The organism is Myxococcus sp. CA005, assembly GCF_006518205.1.
GTDB lineage: Bacteria > Myxococcota > Myxococcia > Myxococcales > Myxococcaceae > Myxococcus > Myxococcus xanthus.
The window spans coordinates 65,203-81,658 of the sequence record NZ_SRLV01000020.1; the positions used below are offsets into that span (position 1 = coordinate 65,203).

The 16,456-nt window shown below is 69.2% G+C and carries 4 protein-coding genes; all 4 read right to left on the bottom strand.

What is annotated here, in order from left to right:
* Positions 1-14: 14 nt before the first annotated feature.
* The 4 genes from FMQ63_RS11625 to FMQ63_RS11640 are packed head-to-tail and all read right to left on the bottom strand — an operon-like array spanning position 15 to position 16,456.
* Positions 15-1,094: a patatin-like phospholipase family protein gene (locus FMQ63_RS11625; RefSeq protein ID WP_011554298.1), complete on the bottom strand. Its 1,080-nt coding sequence runs from the start codon at positions 1,092-1,094 to the stop codon at positions 15-17.
* Positions 1,094-5,401 carry a non-ribosomal peptide synthetase gene (locus FMQ63_RS11630; RefSeq protein WP_011554299.1) on the bottom strand — a complete coding sequence of 1,436 codons (4,308 nt, stop codon included), beginning with the start codon at positions 5,399-5,401 and terminating at the stop codon, positions 1,094-1,096. The genes FMQ63_RS11625 and FMQ63_RS11630 overlap by 1 nt, the downstream gene beginning before the upstream one ends.
* Positions 5,398-10,887 carry a type I polyketide synthase gene (locus tag FMQ63_RS11635; protein WP_011554300.1) on the bottom strand — a complete coding sequence of 1,830 codons (5,490 nt, stop codon included), beginning with the start codon at positions 10,885-10,887 and terminating at the stop codon, positions 5,398-5,400. The genes FMQ63_RS11630 and FMQ63_RS11635 overlap by 4 nt, the downstream gene beginning before the upstream one ends.
* Positions 10,888-10,894: 7 nt before the next feature.
* Positions 10,895-16,456, bottom strand: coding sequence for a type I polyketide synthase (locus FMQ63_RS11640; protein ID WP_011554301.1), 5,562 nt, complete (start codon positions 16,454-16,456; stop codon positions 10,895-10,897).

The following is a 16,456-nucleotide window of genomic DNA, read 5'->3' on the forward strand; positions in this document are numbered from 1 at the left end:
ATCCACCTCTCGCGCTAGGCCGCCTTGGCCGCGTCAGACACCCAGCCCGACTTCCCGAGCCACGTCTGCGCACGGTTGAGCTGCGAGACGGTGGACTGGGTGCTCAGCAGGCTCTGGACGGTGGACTCCACCTGCTTGAGGTTCGCCGCGGAGAGCGTCTGGTCCACCACGGGATTCAGCCGGAAGTACTTCTTCCGCAGAATCATGCGGCACTGGTAGTCCGCCGCGTCCGAGCCGGCCTCCAGCATCATCTTCACGAGCACCATGGGGTCGTGGAAGTCCAGCAGCCACTTGGAGAAGCCCCAGTTGGCCACGCCCTTACAGAAGTGCGGCGTGAGGTACGACGACATGCAGCCGTTGCCCACCGACATCATCAGGATGTTCGTCAGGTCGGGCGGCTCCGTCTCCAGCGTCTCCACCTTCTCCGTGCGGCTCTTGCGGGTGATGTTGTTGATGATCTGCGCCAGCGCCACCAGCGACGGGTTGTTGGCGAAGATGCCGCCGTCGACGTAGCCGCTGCCCTGCTCCCGGATGCCCTGGTAGACGGGATAGGAGAGCGGAGGCGAACCGCTGCGCATCAGCACGTCCACCACCAGCTCGTTGTGGTCGGAGTCGTTGTCCGGACCGGTGTTGTGGAAGATCTTCGCCTTCCAGGTCCGCAGCGACTTGCGGTGGCCGTCGAGCTGGAAGGACGGCAGCGCCACCTTCCGCTTCAGGTCTCCCAGGCGCAACGTGGCGCCGAAGTAGCTGCAGAAGAAGTCGCGCATGTAGCTGGAGTCGAGCAGCGCGGCGTTGCCCGTCAGCGCCATGGCGGTCCGCCCCAGCGACACCGCCTTGCGGTTCATCTGGACGACCTCACCCCAGAAGTCGAGGATCTTGGGGAAGGCGTCATCGGGGTTCTCGTAGGTGGCGAAGAACGCGGCGTTGAAGGAGCCCGCGGACGTGCCGGAGAACAGCTCCACGTCGTTCAGCAGGCTCTGCCCGCCTCCGCGGCTGGTCAGCGTCTCCTTCAACGACTTGAGCAAGCCCGCGGTGACATACCCTTCACCGCCGGAAATAGACGTACCATCCATTGCAAGGACTCGGTGCGGCATTACATGACCTCCATGAGGAGCTGCGCAGCCAGCCCCTTTGCTGGCATTTCCGCCCGAGACATTTCTGCGATTGGCGGGAGCGTCAAAGCCCTATCCAGACATTTCTGTATTTCAATTGCAAGCACGGCGACATTCCGTTCATCCATGATGAGCGTCATGTGATTGCCCGGAACCGGTATCACTTCCGTCCCCGCGAGCGCGAATCTGCGCACACTGTCGACGAGCGGATCGCCTCCAATCGTCACCGGACCCGTCCTGAAAAGTGTGGCGGAGCCTCCATACGAAGAGAACGTATAGAGTTGCTCCGAGCGGCGTGTTGCCAGGAAATTCCGGGCCGTCAGCGCGCTGTCTCGCAAGAAACGCCACAGGTATGAATACTGCCCATCTGTATCCCGACGAAGCAGGTCTGCCCATGCCTCGGGCAGGCTGATTCCCATCCATTCGCCTATCAATCTCAGGCTGGCATAGTCCCGCGGCATCTGGGCTTCCCCCAGCACCTTGATGAGCTGGGAGCCCGCGGGAATCTCCTGCGGGGTACCGTCGTGCGCGGACAACCGGTCCAACGCCGCGCCGTCAATCAAGCCGAGCAGCGCCACCTGTTCCCCGAGCGCTTCGAGCTGCCGCGCCATTTCACAGACGACGAGTCCTCCGTAGGACCAGCCCGCGATCCGGTACGGCCCGCGCGGCTGGACCTGCCGCAGGGCCGCCACATACAGCGCGGCGGTGTCCTCGATGGTCTCGGGTGGCAGTTGGTCGTCCATGACGCCAGGCATCTGGAAGCCGAACACGGGCTGCTCCGCGTCCAGGTGGCGGGCCAGGGTGACGTAGACGGCCGGACTGCCAGCGGACGGCGGGGCAAGGAACAGCGGCGGTTTGTGTCCCAGGGGCTTCAGCGCCACCACACAGGCGGGAAGCTGGCGAATCAGCGCGGTGACCTTGCTGGAGTGTTCGTCAATCCAGTGCGCCAGGGACTCCACGGAGGGCCGGTCGAACACCTCGTTGAGGGGCACCTCGATGTCCAGCTTCGCGGAGATGCGCGAGATGAGCGTGACGGCGAGGAGCGAATGGCCTCCCAGTTCGAAGAAGCTGTCGGTGGGCGCCACGGAGCTCAGTCCCAGGAGTTCACCGAACAGCGCCTGGAGTTGCCGCTCCGTCTCGGTCCGCGCTTCCGTGCGGGCCAGCGCGCTGGCGACGGGGGCCTCGGACGCCACGGGCGGGAGCGCCTTGCGGTCAATCTTCCCGCTGGGCGTCAGCGGCAGCTCCGGGAGGACCGCGATGACCTCCGGCATCATGTACTCGGGCAACACCTCACGCAGGGACTTGCGCAGCTCGGCCCGCAGGTCACCGTTCTCCATCGACTGGGGCTGCACGTAGGCCACCAGGCGCGGCGCCCCGCTCGGGAGGCGCTGCAGGAGCACCGCGGCCTGGACGACGTCGGGATGGCGGCCCAGCGCGGCCTCCACCTCTCCCGTCTCGACGCGGTGACCGCGAATCTTGAGCTGGTCGTCCTGGCGGCCCAGGTATTCGATGCGGCCGTCGGAGAGGTACCGGGCGTGGTCCCCCGTGCGGTAGAGCCGCGAGCCCTCCAGGCCCCCGTCGAAGGGGTTGGGGACGAAGCGCTCCGCCGTCAGGTCCGGCCGGCGCAGGTAGCCTCGGGCCAGTCCGACGCCGCCGATGTACAGCTCGCCGGGTACGCCAACGGGCACGGGCTGGAGGTACCGGTCCAGGATGTACAACCGCATGTGCGAGATGGGCCGGCCAATGGGCACCCGCTCCGGGGGAGGTGTTCCATCCGGCAGCAGTGTCTCGAAGCAGCACGCCACCGCGGCCTCGGTGGGGCCGTACTCGTTGATGACGCGCGTGGGGAGGCCCTGCTCCCGCCATGGGGCCAGATCCACGCCGTGCAGCCCTTCCCCGCCCAGCACCACCGCATGGGTGCGGCCGAGCACCTCGCGCGTGCGCCCCAGGCCGTTGAAGGCCCGCAGGTGCGACGGCGTCATCTTGATGAAGCTGAAGCCCTGCTCGGGGTAGTCCCGGGACGTCAACTGGTCGATTTCGTGACCACGTGGCACGAGGAACAGCGCGCGGCCCGCCAGGAGCGGCGCGAAGAGGCTCGTCAGCGTTCCGTCGAAGCTGACGGAGCCAATCACCGGGCTCCCCGTCCCTTCGCGAAGCCGGTAGGCGTCCACGCTCCAGCGCAGGTAGTTGACGATGCTCCGGTGCGTGATTTCCGTGCCCTTGGGCCGGCCCGTCGAGCCTGACGTGTAGAGGATGTAGGCCAGGTGGTCGGGGAGGACGTCGCGGCGGAGCTGCTGGCCCGGCGCGGCGGGCATGTCCCGGTAGCCTTCGTCCACGTGGAGCGTGACGAAGCCCCCCATGCCCCAGAGGCGCTCGGACAGCTTCGCGGAAGAAATCACCACCCGGGGCCGGGCATCCGCCACGATGTGGCGGAGCCGGTCCACGGGCTCGTCTGCGTCGAGCGCGAGGAACGCGCCCCCTGCCTTCATCACCGCCAGCAGGCTCACGATGAGCTCCGCCGAACGGTCCAGGTAGACGCCGACCACCACCTCCGGTCCCACGTCCAAATCCTGGAGTGACGCTGCGACCCGGTCGCTGAGCTGGTCGAGCTCGCCGTAGGTCAGCTCCCAGTCGTCCACGACGATGGCCACCGCATCCGGCGTGCGCAGCGCCTGGGCCTCGATGAGCGCATGGAGGCACGCGCCTTCCGCCTCCGGCGTCCCCGTGTCGTTCCACTGCCGGAGCACGCGCTCGCGGACATCCGCGGGGAGCACGGGCAGCTCGCCCACCGGCCGCTGGGGCTCGGCCACGAGCCCTTCGAGCAGCACCTGGAAGCAGTCCACGTAGTGCTGGATGGTGCCCTGCTCGAAGAGGTCGCGGTTGAACACCATCCGCGCCGACAGCCGGTCGCCGTGGTCATCCACGAAGAGGTTGAGGTCGAAGCGCGATGATTCCGCCTCGAACTCGAGCGGCCGCATGCGGAGGCCCGTCTCGTCCTGGGCCTCGCCGGAAGCGCGGACCCAGGCGAACACGACCTGGAACAGCGGGTTGAAGCCCAGGCTGCGCGCGGGCCTCAGCTCCTCCACGAGCAGGTCGAAGGGCAGGTCCTGGTGAGCGAAGGCATCGAGCACCGTCTCACGCACGCGCTCCAGCACCGTGGCGAACCCCGGGCCGCCACCGAGGTCCACCCGCATCACCAGGTTGTCCACGAAGAAGCCCACCAACGGCTCCAGCTCCGTACGCGTCCGGTTGATGGAGTTCGCGCCCAGGACCAGGTCCTCACGCCCCGTGAGGCGGTGCAGGAGCACGAAGAACGCGCTCAGCATCCCCACGAAGGGCGTGGTGCGGGCCGTGTGGCTCTGTGCCTTCAGGGCGGCGGTGAGCTGGGGGCCCACTTCGAAGCGGACCTCGCCGCCTCGGTTCGACTGCACCTTGGGGCGAGGATGGTCCGTGGGGAGCTCGAGCAGCGGAGGCGCCCCCTCCAGCTTCCTGCGCCAGTAGTCCACCAGCTTCTGGCGAACCTCGCCCTGGAGGTACTCCCGCTGCCAGACAGCGAAGTCGGAGTACTGGAGCGTCAGGGGCGGCAACGGCGAAGGTTGGCCGCTGGCGAAGGCGCCATATAACGTCACGATTTCGCGGACGAGGATGGCCTGCGCCCACACGTCCGCCGCGATGTGGTGCAAGCAGAGCTGGAGGTACTGCCCCTGGGGCCCCCGCTCGATGATGAGCACACGCATCACGGGGCCCGTGGACAGGTCGAAGGGCCGCTTGCCCTCTCGCTGGAGGAAGGCCTCCACGCCCGCGGGTTCGGAGGCCAGCACCTCGCGCTCGTCGAGCACGCGGAAGTCGAACCGGGGCTCCGGGTCGACAATCTGGACCGGGACGCCCGCGTGCTCGGCATACCGCGTGCGCAGCACCTCGTGGCGGCGGATGACCTCGGTGAAGCAGCGCTTCACGATGGCTACGTCGAGGTGCCCTTCGACCTGCAACGCCAGCATCAGGTTGTAGGCGGTGCTCCCAGGCTCCAAGCGGTCGAGGAACCACAGCCGCGTCTGCCCATAGGAGAGCGGCGCGGGCCCGGTGCGTTGAACCGGGACGATGGGCGCCTCCTCCTGCCCCCGGTCATGGGCACGCAGGAGTTCGAGCAACTCGGGTTTGTGTTCCGCCAGTGCCTGCCGAAGCTCTGCGGTGGCGGCGCCTTTCGGTCCGCGAAGCCTCAGCGCGTCGCCTTCCACCCGGACTTCCAGGCCCCGCCGATTCAGCTCGGCGAGCAGTTCCCCCAGATTCATACCGTCAACTCCTCGATGTCGGCTGCGGCCTCCGCCGCGGGAGCACGCGCGAGCAGCTCCTTGAGCTCGAGCTGGGTGCTCAGCGCATCCACAATCCCGTCGAGCGTGGTGCCGTCGATGAAACGCGCCATGAGCAGGTCCACTCCCAGCTCGCGGCCAATGCGGTTCTTCAGCTCGACCGCGCGCAGCGAATCGAGCCCCATCTCGTTCAAGGAAATCCTCTTCTGGAGGACCTCGTGGTCCGGGGCGAAGCCCAGCAAGGGCCCCAGCCGGCTCTGTACGTACCGTGTCAGCAGCGCGCGCCGGCGCTCCCCGTCCGCCCGCTTCAGCTCTTCCATCAGCTCATGCATCCGCGAAGCCGCCGCGGACCGGGCCTGCTCACGGAGCATCAGCTCGGAGAACAAGGGGCCATGGCCGGGCGAAGGCCCCGCCTCCAGCGAGGAGACGCTGAAGGGCACGACGCCCACCTGCACGGCCCCCTGCTCCAGCAGTTGTTCGAAGACCTGGAGCGCCACTTCGGGTGAGAGGCTGGCGGCATCCGACGCTTCCGGCCGGTCCGCGCTCTTCGCGGCCATGCCCGCGCCCGCCCACCGTCCCCAGTTGATGCTGAGGGCTGGCAGACCCAGGCGGTTCCGGTGGTGCGCCAGTGCGTCCAGGACGCTGTTCGCCGCCACGTAGTTCGACTGTCCCGCCACGCCCACCAGCGAGGCCGCGGACGAGTACATGACGAAGAGGTCCAGCGGCATCCCGGCCGTGGCGCGGTGCAGGTTCAACGCGCCCTGCACCTTGGGCGCGAACACGCGCGAGAAGCGCTCCGCATCCTGGTGCAGGATGACGCCGTCCTCCAGCACGCCCGCCGTGTGGATGATGCCTCGCAGGGACAGGCCCCGCTCTGACACGCTCGCCACCAGTCGCTGCACGTCCTCCTGTCGTGAGACATCCGCGCGCGCGACGGTGACGCCGACGCCCCGGGCGGTCAGCGCCGCGAGCCGAGCGTTCGCCGCGTCCGTGGGCTCGCTCCGTCCCACCAGCAGCAGGTGCCGCGCCCCGGCCCCCACCAGCCACTCCGCAGTCTCGAGCCCCAGCGCCCCGAGGCCTCCCGTGACGAGGTAGACGCCATCGGGGCGGATACGCACGGGGGCAGCGCGTTCAGGTGGCTTGCCAGGACGCACGAGGCGCGCGCCCAGGATCCGGCCGCCGCGCAGGGCCAAGACGTTCTCCTGCGGCGGCTGCGCCATGAGGAGGAACAAGCGCTCCAGCGATTCGGAGCCCGGCTCCAGGTCCACCATGCGGCACATGAACTCCGTGTGCTCGATGGCCACAGCGCGGCCGAAGCCCCAGAGGGAGGCCTGAGCAAAGCCCTCCACCGCATCCGTGGGCGTGGCGGCCACCGCGCTCTCCGTCACCATCCAGAGGGCAGGCGGCTGCGCCCAGCCGGCACGCGCCATCGCTTTCACGAGGTGAAGCGCGCCCAAGGTGCTCGACGTCACCGCGCCGGAGAGGGCCTCGGGAGAACGGTCGCCGAGCCCCCACAGATAGGCCACTGCCGCTGGAGCGGAGACGTCCTGGAGCAGCCGGTCAAAGCCCGCCGCGTCATGGGGGTTCAGCCGGTAGTGGTTCGCGTCGACGCGTTCGTAGGACGCACCGGGCGTGGCCACCACGCAGATCCAAGCGCGTTGCCGCGCCAACGTCCTGACTTCGTCCGCGACGCGATCCGAGTCCACCAGCAACAGCCAAGGCCCGGACTGCGAAGCCACCTGGTCACGCGCGGAGGGCGCGGGCTGCTCCCGCCACGCCAGCTCGAAGAGGAGTTCCTGCATCGCCCCCGAGAAGGCCGCCTGGAACGCGCGGCGGTCGACCTGCTTCAGCAGCAGGCCTTCCACCTCGGCGACGACGGTGCCGTCCTCGTCCAGGATGCGGAGGTCGGCGCTCGCCAGTCCCTCCGAGAGCGACGTGCGCGCCCCGGTTCGGGCGTGCACCCAGATGCTGCTCCCAGGCCGCTTGAACCAACGCAGCCGCTCGATGGCGACCGGAATGCGTCCCTGCCCTTCTCCCGCCACCTGCGCGCCGCCGTCCGTGAACGCCGCCGCCGCCGTCTGGAAGCATGCGTCGAGCAGCAACGGATGCAGCCAGTAGTCCCCCAAACCGATGACGAGCGCATCGGGCAGCCGCACGTGGGCGAGGCATCCCTCCCCGCCGAACCGCAGCGCATCGATGCCTCGGAACGAAGGGCCGTACTCCAACCCACCGCGCGCCATCATGTCGTAGTGCGCGCTGACGGAGCCCTGCCGGGGGAACGCCTGCAACAGCTCCGACTCCAGGGCCACGTGCTCCGGGTTCATGCGGCCCTCGGTGATGCGGCCCTGCGCCAGCCGGGCCCAATTCCGATCCGCCGTCCCTGTCGCCTGCCCGAAGATTTCGAAGCGAGAGCCCTGCTCCTCGGGCGTCAGCACCGTCTGGACGTCCTGTGACTGTCCCTCGGCGAAGACCAACGCCCGCTCCAGCTCGATGGCCGTGAGCTCCAGAGGTTTCCCGCCAGACGTCGCGTGGTGCGCGGCGCCGAGCGCCATCTCGACGTAGCAGGCGGCCGGCAGCACTGGGTTGCCCAGCACACGATGCTCCTCGATGAAAGCGGGCTCGTGCCTGCTCAGCCGGGCCGCGAAGCGCGTTTCCTTCGCCCCCGCGAGCGACAGCGGTGTCCCCGGCAGGGAGTGCGCATCGCCTCGCGCGGCATCGTCACGCGCCGCATAGCCCCGGCGATTCTCGGGGCTTTGCAAGTCCATCCAGTAGCGCTCACGTTGGAAGGGATGCGTCGGCAAGCAGCGCGGGCGCCGCTCGAAAGGCGCATCGAACGCAGCCCAATCCACGTCGAAGCCACGCATGTACAGCTCCGCCACGCTGGAGAGCAGCTGCGCTGTCTCTCCGGTGGACGGACGCAGGCTGGGGAGCCAGCACAGCTCTTCCGACTGGAACGTCCTGCGGCCAATGCCAGCCAGGATGGGCGCCGGCCCCAGCTCCAGATAGGTCCGGTGCCCGTCCTCCCGCGACGCCTCCAGCGCCTTGGCGAAGGCGACGGGCTCTAGAATCTGACGGCACCAGTACTCGGGCCGGGAGACCTCGTCGCCGACACGCCGGCCCTCCAGTGTGGACACCAGCGGGATGCGCGGTGCCGACAGCGTGAGCCCTTGGAAGGCCTCGGCGAACGGCTTCAGCACGGGCTCCATCTGCGTGGAGTGGAAGGCGTAGGACATCCGCAGACGCTTCGTCTGGATGCCCTGGCTCGACAGCGCCTGCTCCACCTCGGTGATGGCGTCGGGCGTCCCGGAGATGACCACGTCATCAGGGCCGTTGACCGCCGCCAGGGAGACCGAGCCGGCGTGCGGCGCGATGGCCCGGTTCACCGTGTCGAGCGGAGCAGAGACCGCCAGCATCGCGCCTGGGCCCAGCAGCTCGCCGATGAGCCGCGCACGCGTCACGACCAGACGCAGCGCCTCCTCGATGCTGAACACCCCCGCGACAGCGGCCGCGGCATACTCTCCCAGGCTGTGCCCGATGAGGGCCGCTGGCGTGACGCCCCAGGCGCCCCACAGCTCCGCCAGCGCATACTCCAGAGCCACCAGCGCGGGCTGCGCATGGCGCGTGTCCTCCAGAAGCATCGCGGAAGACTCACCGAAGAGGAGCGCTTCGAGGCTGCAATCGAGCAGGCCCTCCAGCGCCTTCGAGCACCGCTCCACCGCTGCCCGGAACACCGGCTGCGTCTCGAAGAGTTCCCGCCCCACTCCAGGGCGAAGCGCGCCCTGCCCCGTGAAGAGGAAGACAGGCCGGGGGCTCTCCGTTCCGCGCAGGGGTTCGCGCGCTGGGCGCAGCTTCTCTTCGCGCAGCCGCGTCAGGTTCGCGCGCAGCTCCGCGGCCGTGGCGCCCGAAACAGCGGCGCGGTGCTCGAACTGGGAGCGGCCCGTGTTCGCCGTGTAGCACCAGTCTCCCAGCGCCGCCGGGTCCTCCGGCAACGCGCGTTCCTGCGCTTCCATCAGCGCTTCGAGCGCGGCTTCGCTCTTCGCCGACAGCGTCAGCACATGGGCCGGGCGCTCCGCGTCCACGCGGGGCCGCGCCAGCACGGGGGCTTCCTCCACGACCATGTGCACGTTGGTGCCGCTGAAGCCGAAGCTGCTGACGCCCGCGATACGGCGCTTGTCACCGCGCAGCCAGGGCCGCGTGGCCGTGGGGATGGTGACGGGCAGGTCGTCCCAGCGGATGTTCGGATTGGGCCGCTCGAAGTTCAGGTGGGCGGGGATGGCCTCGTTCTGCAAGGCGAGCAGGACCTTGATGAGCCCCGCGATACCGGCGGCTGCCTCCAGGTGCCCGATGTTCGTCTTCACCGAGCCGACGTACAGCGGCTCACCGCGAGCGCCCTTGCGCCCGAAGACGGACCGCAGCGCCTCCATCTCGATGGGGTCGCCGAGCAGTGTCCCCGTCCCATGGGCCTCGATGTAGCCCACCTGGTCCGGCTCCACGCCACAGCTATCCAGGGCCGCCCGGATGACGCGCTCCTGCGAGCGTCCGTTCGGCACCATCATCCCGCTGCTGCGGCCGTCATGTGTGACCGCCGAGCCCCGGATGACGCCGAGGATGGCATCGCCATGGGCCAGCGCATCCGACAAGCGCTTGAGCACGACGACGCCGCAACCCTCGCCGCGCCCGAAGCCGTCCGCGGAGGCGTCGAACGTCTTGCAGCGGCCATCCGCCGCCAGCATGCGGTTCTGGCACTCCACCATCACCGTGACGGGAGAGAGGTTCAGGTTCGCGCCCGCGGCGAGCGCGAGGTCGCTCTCGTCGTTGCGGAGGCTCTGACAGGCCAGGTGGATGGCCACCGCGGACGACGAGCACGCCGTGTCCACGGAGACCGCGGGCCCCTGAAGGCCCAGCGTGTGGGAGATGCGTCCCGCGGCGACGGACGGGTAATTGAGCGACGCCGAGTGGAACTCCATGTTCTCGGCGATGCCCAGCAGGTTGTAGTCGTTGTGCATCAGCCCCAGGAAGATGCCGGTGCGGCTCCCGGTGAGGCCGGCGGGTGGGATGCCGGCGCGCTCCAAGGCTCGCCAGCACTCCTCCAGCAACAAGCGCTGCTGTGGGTCCATGCCCTTGGCATCACGCGGCGTGATGCCGAAGAAGCCAGGGTCGAACAGGTCGACGCCGTCGATGAAGGCGCCTCGGCGCGTGTACATCTTTCCCGGGACACCGGGCGTGGGGTCGTAGAACGCGTCGACGTCCCAGCGTGAGGCGGGCACCTCCCGTGTCGCGTCGCGGCCCTCGGCGAGCAGCTCCCAGAACGTCTCTGGCAGGTCACCTCCGCCGGGGAAGCGACAGGACATGCCCACCACGGCGATGGGCTCGGCCGCCAGCAGCTCCTTCTTCGAGCGCAGCTGGCTCGCGAGGTACGCGAGCTTGACGACAGGCAATTCGGAAATGCGTGTAGATAGTTTCGCCATCAGGGTCTCATCTGGTGAGCGCGCTCTCCAGCTCCTGGTCGATGAGGGACGTCAGCTCCTGCTCCGACAGCCCTTGAATCTCCGCGGAGAGCGCGCCCTGCGCCTCCCGCGATGCTTCCTGCTTCTTCTGAACCTCTGTCCCCAGCTCCAGCTCCTCGGCCAGATGCGCGACGAGTCCGTTCACGGTGGGGAAGTCGAAAATCAGCGTCGAACGCAGGCTTCGCCCGAGACTGCTCGCGAGCCGGTTCTTGATTTCGATGGCCAGCAGCGAATCGACGCCCAGTTCGAACAGGCGCTCGTTTCCGGACAGCCGCTCCGACTCCGGCATGCCCAACGTCGCGGACACCTGCCCCGCGACGTGCTGACGCAGCAACTCCGCCTTGCGATTCGGCGGCGCCGCGTCCAACTGCGCGCGGAAGGCCGGCGCTTGCGCCCGCTGTGGCACGCTCCCCAGCAAGCCCTGGACGAGCGCCTGCCGCGCGAGCCCTGGCAACTGCTCCGCCAGCCGCGTCCAGTCCACGGGGAAGACGCCCCACTGGACTTGCGCGCTCCCGATGAGCCGCTCCAGGACGCTGAAGCCCTGCTGGACGGGAATGGCGCCGAAGCCCTGCGCCCCCGGCCGCGCGGAGGCTGCCCGCTCCAGCCGCGCCGCCATGCCCGTCTCAGCCCACGAGCCCCAGTTGAGCGTCAGCGCGGGCAGCCCCTCCGCGTGGCGCAGATGGACCAGCGCATCGAGGAAGGCATTCGCGGCGACGTAGTTCGACTGGCCCGGCGACCCGATGAGCGACGCGGCGGACGAGAAGCAGACGAAGAAGTCCAGCGCCATGCCCTGGCTGAGCGCATGGAGGTTCCACGCGCCCTGAAGCTTGGGGGCCAGCACCTCCCGGAACTGCTCGGACGTCTGGTTGGCGAGCGTTCCATCGCGGAGGACGCCCGCCGAATGAATGATGCCGCGCACGGGCGGGGCTTCGCGCAGGCTCGCGAAGAGGTCCGCCATGGCGTCGTGAGACGCGATGTCCACCCGTGCGACCCGCACCTTCACGCCCTGGGACTCGAGCGCATCGAGCTGGGCGCGGGCTTCAGGCGACGGAGCACTGCGCCCCATCAGGACCAGATGCCGTGCGCCCTGTGCCGCCAACCAGTTGGCTGCACGCAGGCCGAGTCCCCCCAGGCCTCCCGCGACGAGATAGGTGGCCTCCCCGATGATGGACACCTTCTTCGCCGCGACCGACCGTGAACGGGCCCGCTCGAGCCGGGGGGTGTAGAGACCGCCGCCACGAATGGCAGCGCCAGACTCCCCATCCGGCAACGCGAGCGCCCGCACGAAGGTGCCCAGGTCTTCGGACCGGGGCTCCGCGGGCAGGTCGATGCGGAGGCACCGCAGTTCGGGCAACTCCGTCGCCACGGCCTGTCCGAAGCCCCACAGCGGCGCCTGCGCGACGCGGGCGCCGTGCGTATCGGAGGGCAGGCTTTGCGTGCCCCGCGTCACCAGCACCAGCCGGGGCGACGCTCCCTGTCCATGCGCCAGGGCCTGCGTCAACCGCAGCGCGCCCAGGCATCCCAACTCCTGAGCCGCGTCGAGCCTGGCGCCCGCGTCACCCGCATGGCCTCCCTCATCGAGGCCCCAGAGGTACAACAGCCCCGTGGGAGGCTGATTCGCCCACGCCTTGACCAACCGCGCATGGTCCTCCGGGTTGGCGGGATTGATGCGGAAGCCCTCTGGCGTGCTGCTGAATGACTCCCCCTTGCGCACCAACGTGCAGCGCTCGCCACGCTGCGAAAGCACCTGCACCAGGTCCGAGGCGAAGTCGTCCTCGCTGGCGAAGACGGCCCAATGCTGATTCGCGGAGTGGGCTTCCTCCGTGACGGCACGCGACACCCAGTTGAGGCGGTAGAGCCAGTCCTGGAAGTCGTTTTCGAGCCCACGCAGCAACACGTCGCGTTCGGCCTTGCGCACCGAGAACCCCGACACGACAGCCACCACGGCGCCATCGTCGTCACACAGGGTCAGGTCCGTCGCGGAGAAGCCCTCCTGTCCCTCCCGGGGAGGCTGCGCCGCATACGTCCAGACCCGCTCCGGCAGCGGCCGGTACAGGTCCAGCGTCTGCAAGGCCACGGGGAGGTGCAGCGCGTCTTCCTCCGTGAGCCGCGACACCGCCGCCGCCGTGCGCAAGCAGCCGTCGAAGAGCGCCGGGTGGACGCGGTAGTGCCCGCTCCGGTCTTCCACCTGGCCCAACGACAGCGCGGCCCCAGTCCCCCGATGCAGCGACGTCAGCACCCGCAGGGACGGCCCATAGTCGAGCCCGTGGTGCGTGAAGACGGCGGAGAGTTCATCAATGGAAACAGGCGTCGCGCAGTCACGACCCCACGCCTCCCGATCCACCGATGGGGCCACGGTGCTCAGTGCCGACACCCGGCACGTCACATGGGTGACCCAGGCCGCGCGCGATCCGCCGCCGCCCTCCTCCGAGCGCTCGTCCCCCCGGCTCACCACCTTGCACGCAAGGCCCGCCTCGCCCTGGTCCTCCAGCAACGTCTGGACGACCCGCGTCTGCTGTTCGGGGAGCACCAGCGGCTGAAGCAGGGAGATGTCCTCCAGCCGCAGCGACTCCGTTCCGAGCACCTGCGCCGCCGCCGAGGCCAGCATCTCCACGTAGGCCGCCGCGGGAACCACCGCCTTGCCGTACACCCGATGGTCCGCCACGAAAGGCACGGTTCCCGCCGACAGCTCACTGGAGAAGACGGTCGTCCCCTCCTTCAAAGCGGCGGACTCCAGACGCGTCCCCAGCAACGGGTGAGTCGACGCACGGCGCGACGTGCGCGTCCACGGCGCGGGCACATCCAGCCAGTACCGCTGCCGCTCGAAGGGATAGGTCGGCAGGGCCTTGCGGGTCCGCGCATAGCCCGCATCGAAGCGCTCCCAGTCCAGCCTGGCGCCGCGCACATACAGCTCGGACATCGCCCGGAGCAGGCCGGCCCAGTCGGAGCGGCGGGGGTGAAGCGTCTCCAGCCACAGCGCCTCTTCACCCGCAACCACGTCCCGCGCGAGGTTGGACAGCGAGGGCTTCGGGCCCACCTCCAGGAACACACGCACCCCGCGCTGGAGGAGCGTCCGGATGCCGTCCTCGAAGCGCACGGGCTGGAGGACATGCCGGGACCAGTAGGCCGGCTGGGTGATGGCCTCGCCTGCTTCGCGTCCGTCGAGGTTCGAGATGAGGGGAAGGCGCGGCTTCTGGAAGGAGGCCCGGCTCGCGGCCCGCTCGAACTCCGCCAGCATCGGCTGCATCAGCGGAGAGTGGAACGCGTGTGACACCTTCAATCGCCGGCTCTCGATGCCCGCCTCCACGAGCGCCTGGACCACGGCTTCGATGGCCGCGCTGTCCCCCGAGATGACGGTGTTCCGCGGCCCGTTGATGGCCGCCACCGTCACCCGGGGATGCCCGGCGATGAGCGGCAGCACGCGCGCAGACTCGGCGAACACGGCCAGCATCGCGCCGCGCTCGGGCAGCGCCTGCATCAGCCGAGCGCGCTCAGCCACCAGGGGCAAGCCGGCCTCGGGCTCCAGGACGCCCGCGAACATGGCCGCCGCGTACTCGCCCACGCTGTGGCCCAGGACCGCGTCGGCGCGCAGGCCCCACGCTCGCAGCAGGTGCGCCAACGCCAGCTCCAGCGCCACCAGCGCTGGCTGGGTGTATCGCGTCTCGTCCAGCGCCCCTTCCGTGTCCTGGAAGAGCACCTCGGTGAGCGGCCGCTCCAGGTGCGGCTTCAGGATGCCCTCGAAGCGCAGGAGTTCCCGGCGGAACTCGGGCTGCGTGTCGAACAGCTCCCGGCCCATGCCCGCGTACTGGGAACCCTGGCCCGTGAAGATGAACGCGACGCGCGGTGCCTCGGCGTCGCGGCGGCCTTCCACGCAGGTCTCGCGGACCGTGGGCGCTCCACGGCTGAACGCACGCAGCGCCTCGGTCAGCTCCTCGGAGGTCGAAGCCGTGAAGGCCACGCGCTCTTCCATGGCGCTCCGGCCGGTGTTCGCCGTGTGGCAGATATCCGCGAGCCCTTCCGCGGGGCCCAGCGACAGCTCCTCCGCGATGGACCCGGCCAGCCTGCGAAGACTGGCGTTCGAGCGTGCGGAGAGCGCCAGGACGTGACGCGAGCGTTCCACATCCCGGACCGGAGACTTCGGCCGTGGCGCGGACTCCAGGACGACGTGCGCGTTCGTCCCCGAGAAGCCAAACGAACTCACCGCCGCGAAGCGCGACTCCGTCCCCTGCCACGGACGGCGCGCGGTCGGCACTTCGATGGCCAACTGCTTCCAGTCCACATGCGACGTGGGCGTGCGCAGGTGGAGATGCGGCGGGACCTCCTCGTTCGCCAGGCACAGCGCGGATTTGATCAACCCCGCGATACCGGACGCACCTTCGAGGTGCCCCATGTTCGTCTTCACCGAGCCGGCCATCAGGGGCTGCTGCCGTCCCGTCCTGGCGCAGTAGACGGACGCGAGGGCCTCCAGCTCGATGGGGTCGCCCAGCGACGTCCCCGTCCCGTGAGCCTCGACGTAGCCCACCTTCGCGGGCTCCACCTGTCCGTCCCGCAGGGCATCCCGGATGACGCGCTGCTGGGCAAGCCCGTTGGGCACCGTGAGCCCACTGGTCCGCCCATCCTGGTTCACCGCCGAGCCGCGAATCACCGCGACGATGGGGTCCCCATCCGCGATCGCGTCCGACAGGCGCCGCAGGAAGACGAGCCCACAGCCCTCCCCTCGCCCGATGCCGTTCGCCGAGGCGTCGAAGGTCTTGCACCGGCCATCGGCCGACAGCATGTGCGTGCGCGACTCAATCAGCGTCGCGACGGGAGAGAGGACCAGGTTCACCCCGCCCGCCAGCGCGAAGTCGCTCTCCCGCTGACGCAGACTGCGGATGGCCAGGTGCACCGCGACCAGTGACGAGGAGCACGCGGTATCGACCGTGAGGCTAGGCCCTTCGAGTCCGAAGGAATACGACAGGCGTCCCGCGGCGACGCTCGCGCCATTCCCCGCGCCGGTGTGGGCGTCGATGAGCTCCGGGGACTGGGTGGCAATTTGCGTGTAGTCCTGCCCCATCAGCCCGACGAACACGCCAGTCCGCGTCCCGCTCAGGCTCGTCGGATTCCGGCCGCCACGCTCCACGGCCTCCCAGGCGACCTCCAGCAAGAGCCGGTGCTGCGGGTCCATCCGCGCCGCCTCACGCGGGGAGATGCCGAAGAAGCGCGGTTCGAACTGGTCGATGTCCCTCAGGAAGCTCCCGTGGCGCGTGTAGATGCCACCGGGATGGTCCGGGTCGGGGTGGAAGAAGCTGTCCGCGTTCCACCGGTCGGATGGAATCTCGGTGACGGTGTCCACGCCCTCGGAGAGCAGGCGCCAGTATTCGCCAGGACTGGTAACGCCCCCCGGGAAGCGGCAGCCGATGCCGACAATGGCAATGGCCCCGTGCTTTTCCTGCTCATGGGCATCGAGCTTCGACTGCGTCTCCTGCAACTTCAGAAGTGCGCGCTTCATCAGCTCGCCGTAGCTCGTATCGCTTCCTTGCGCTGACAT

Coding starts and splice junctions, on each gene's coding strand:
- FMQ63_RS11625 (WP_011554298.1), bottom strand. CDS start 1,094: ATGCCGCACCGAGTCCTTGCAATGGATGGTACGTCTATTTCCGGCGGT.
- FMQ63_RS11630 (WP_011554299.1), bottom strand. CDS start 5,401: ATGAATCTGGGGGAACTGCTCGCCGAGCTGAATCGGCGGGGCCTGGAA.
- FMQ63_RS11635 (WP_011554300.1), bottom strand. CDS start 10,887: ATGGCGAAACTATCTACACGCATTTCCGAATTGCCTGTCGTCAAGCTC.
- FMQ63_RS11640 (WP_011554301.1), bottom strand. CDS start 16,456: ATGTCAGCGCAAGGAAGCGATACGAGCTACGGCGAGCTGATGAAGCGC.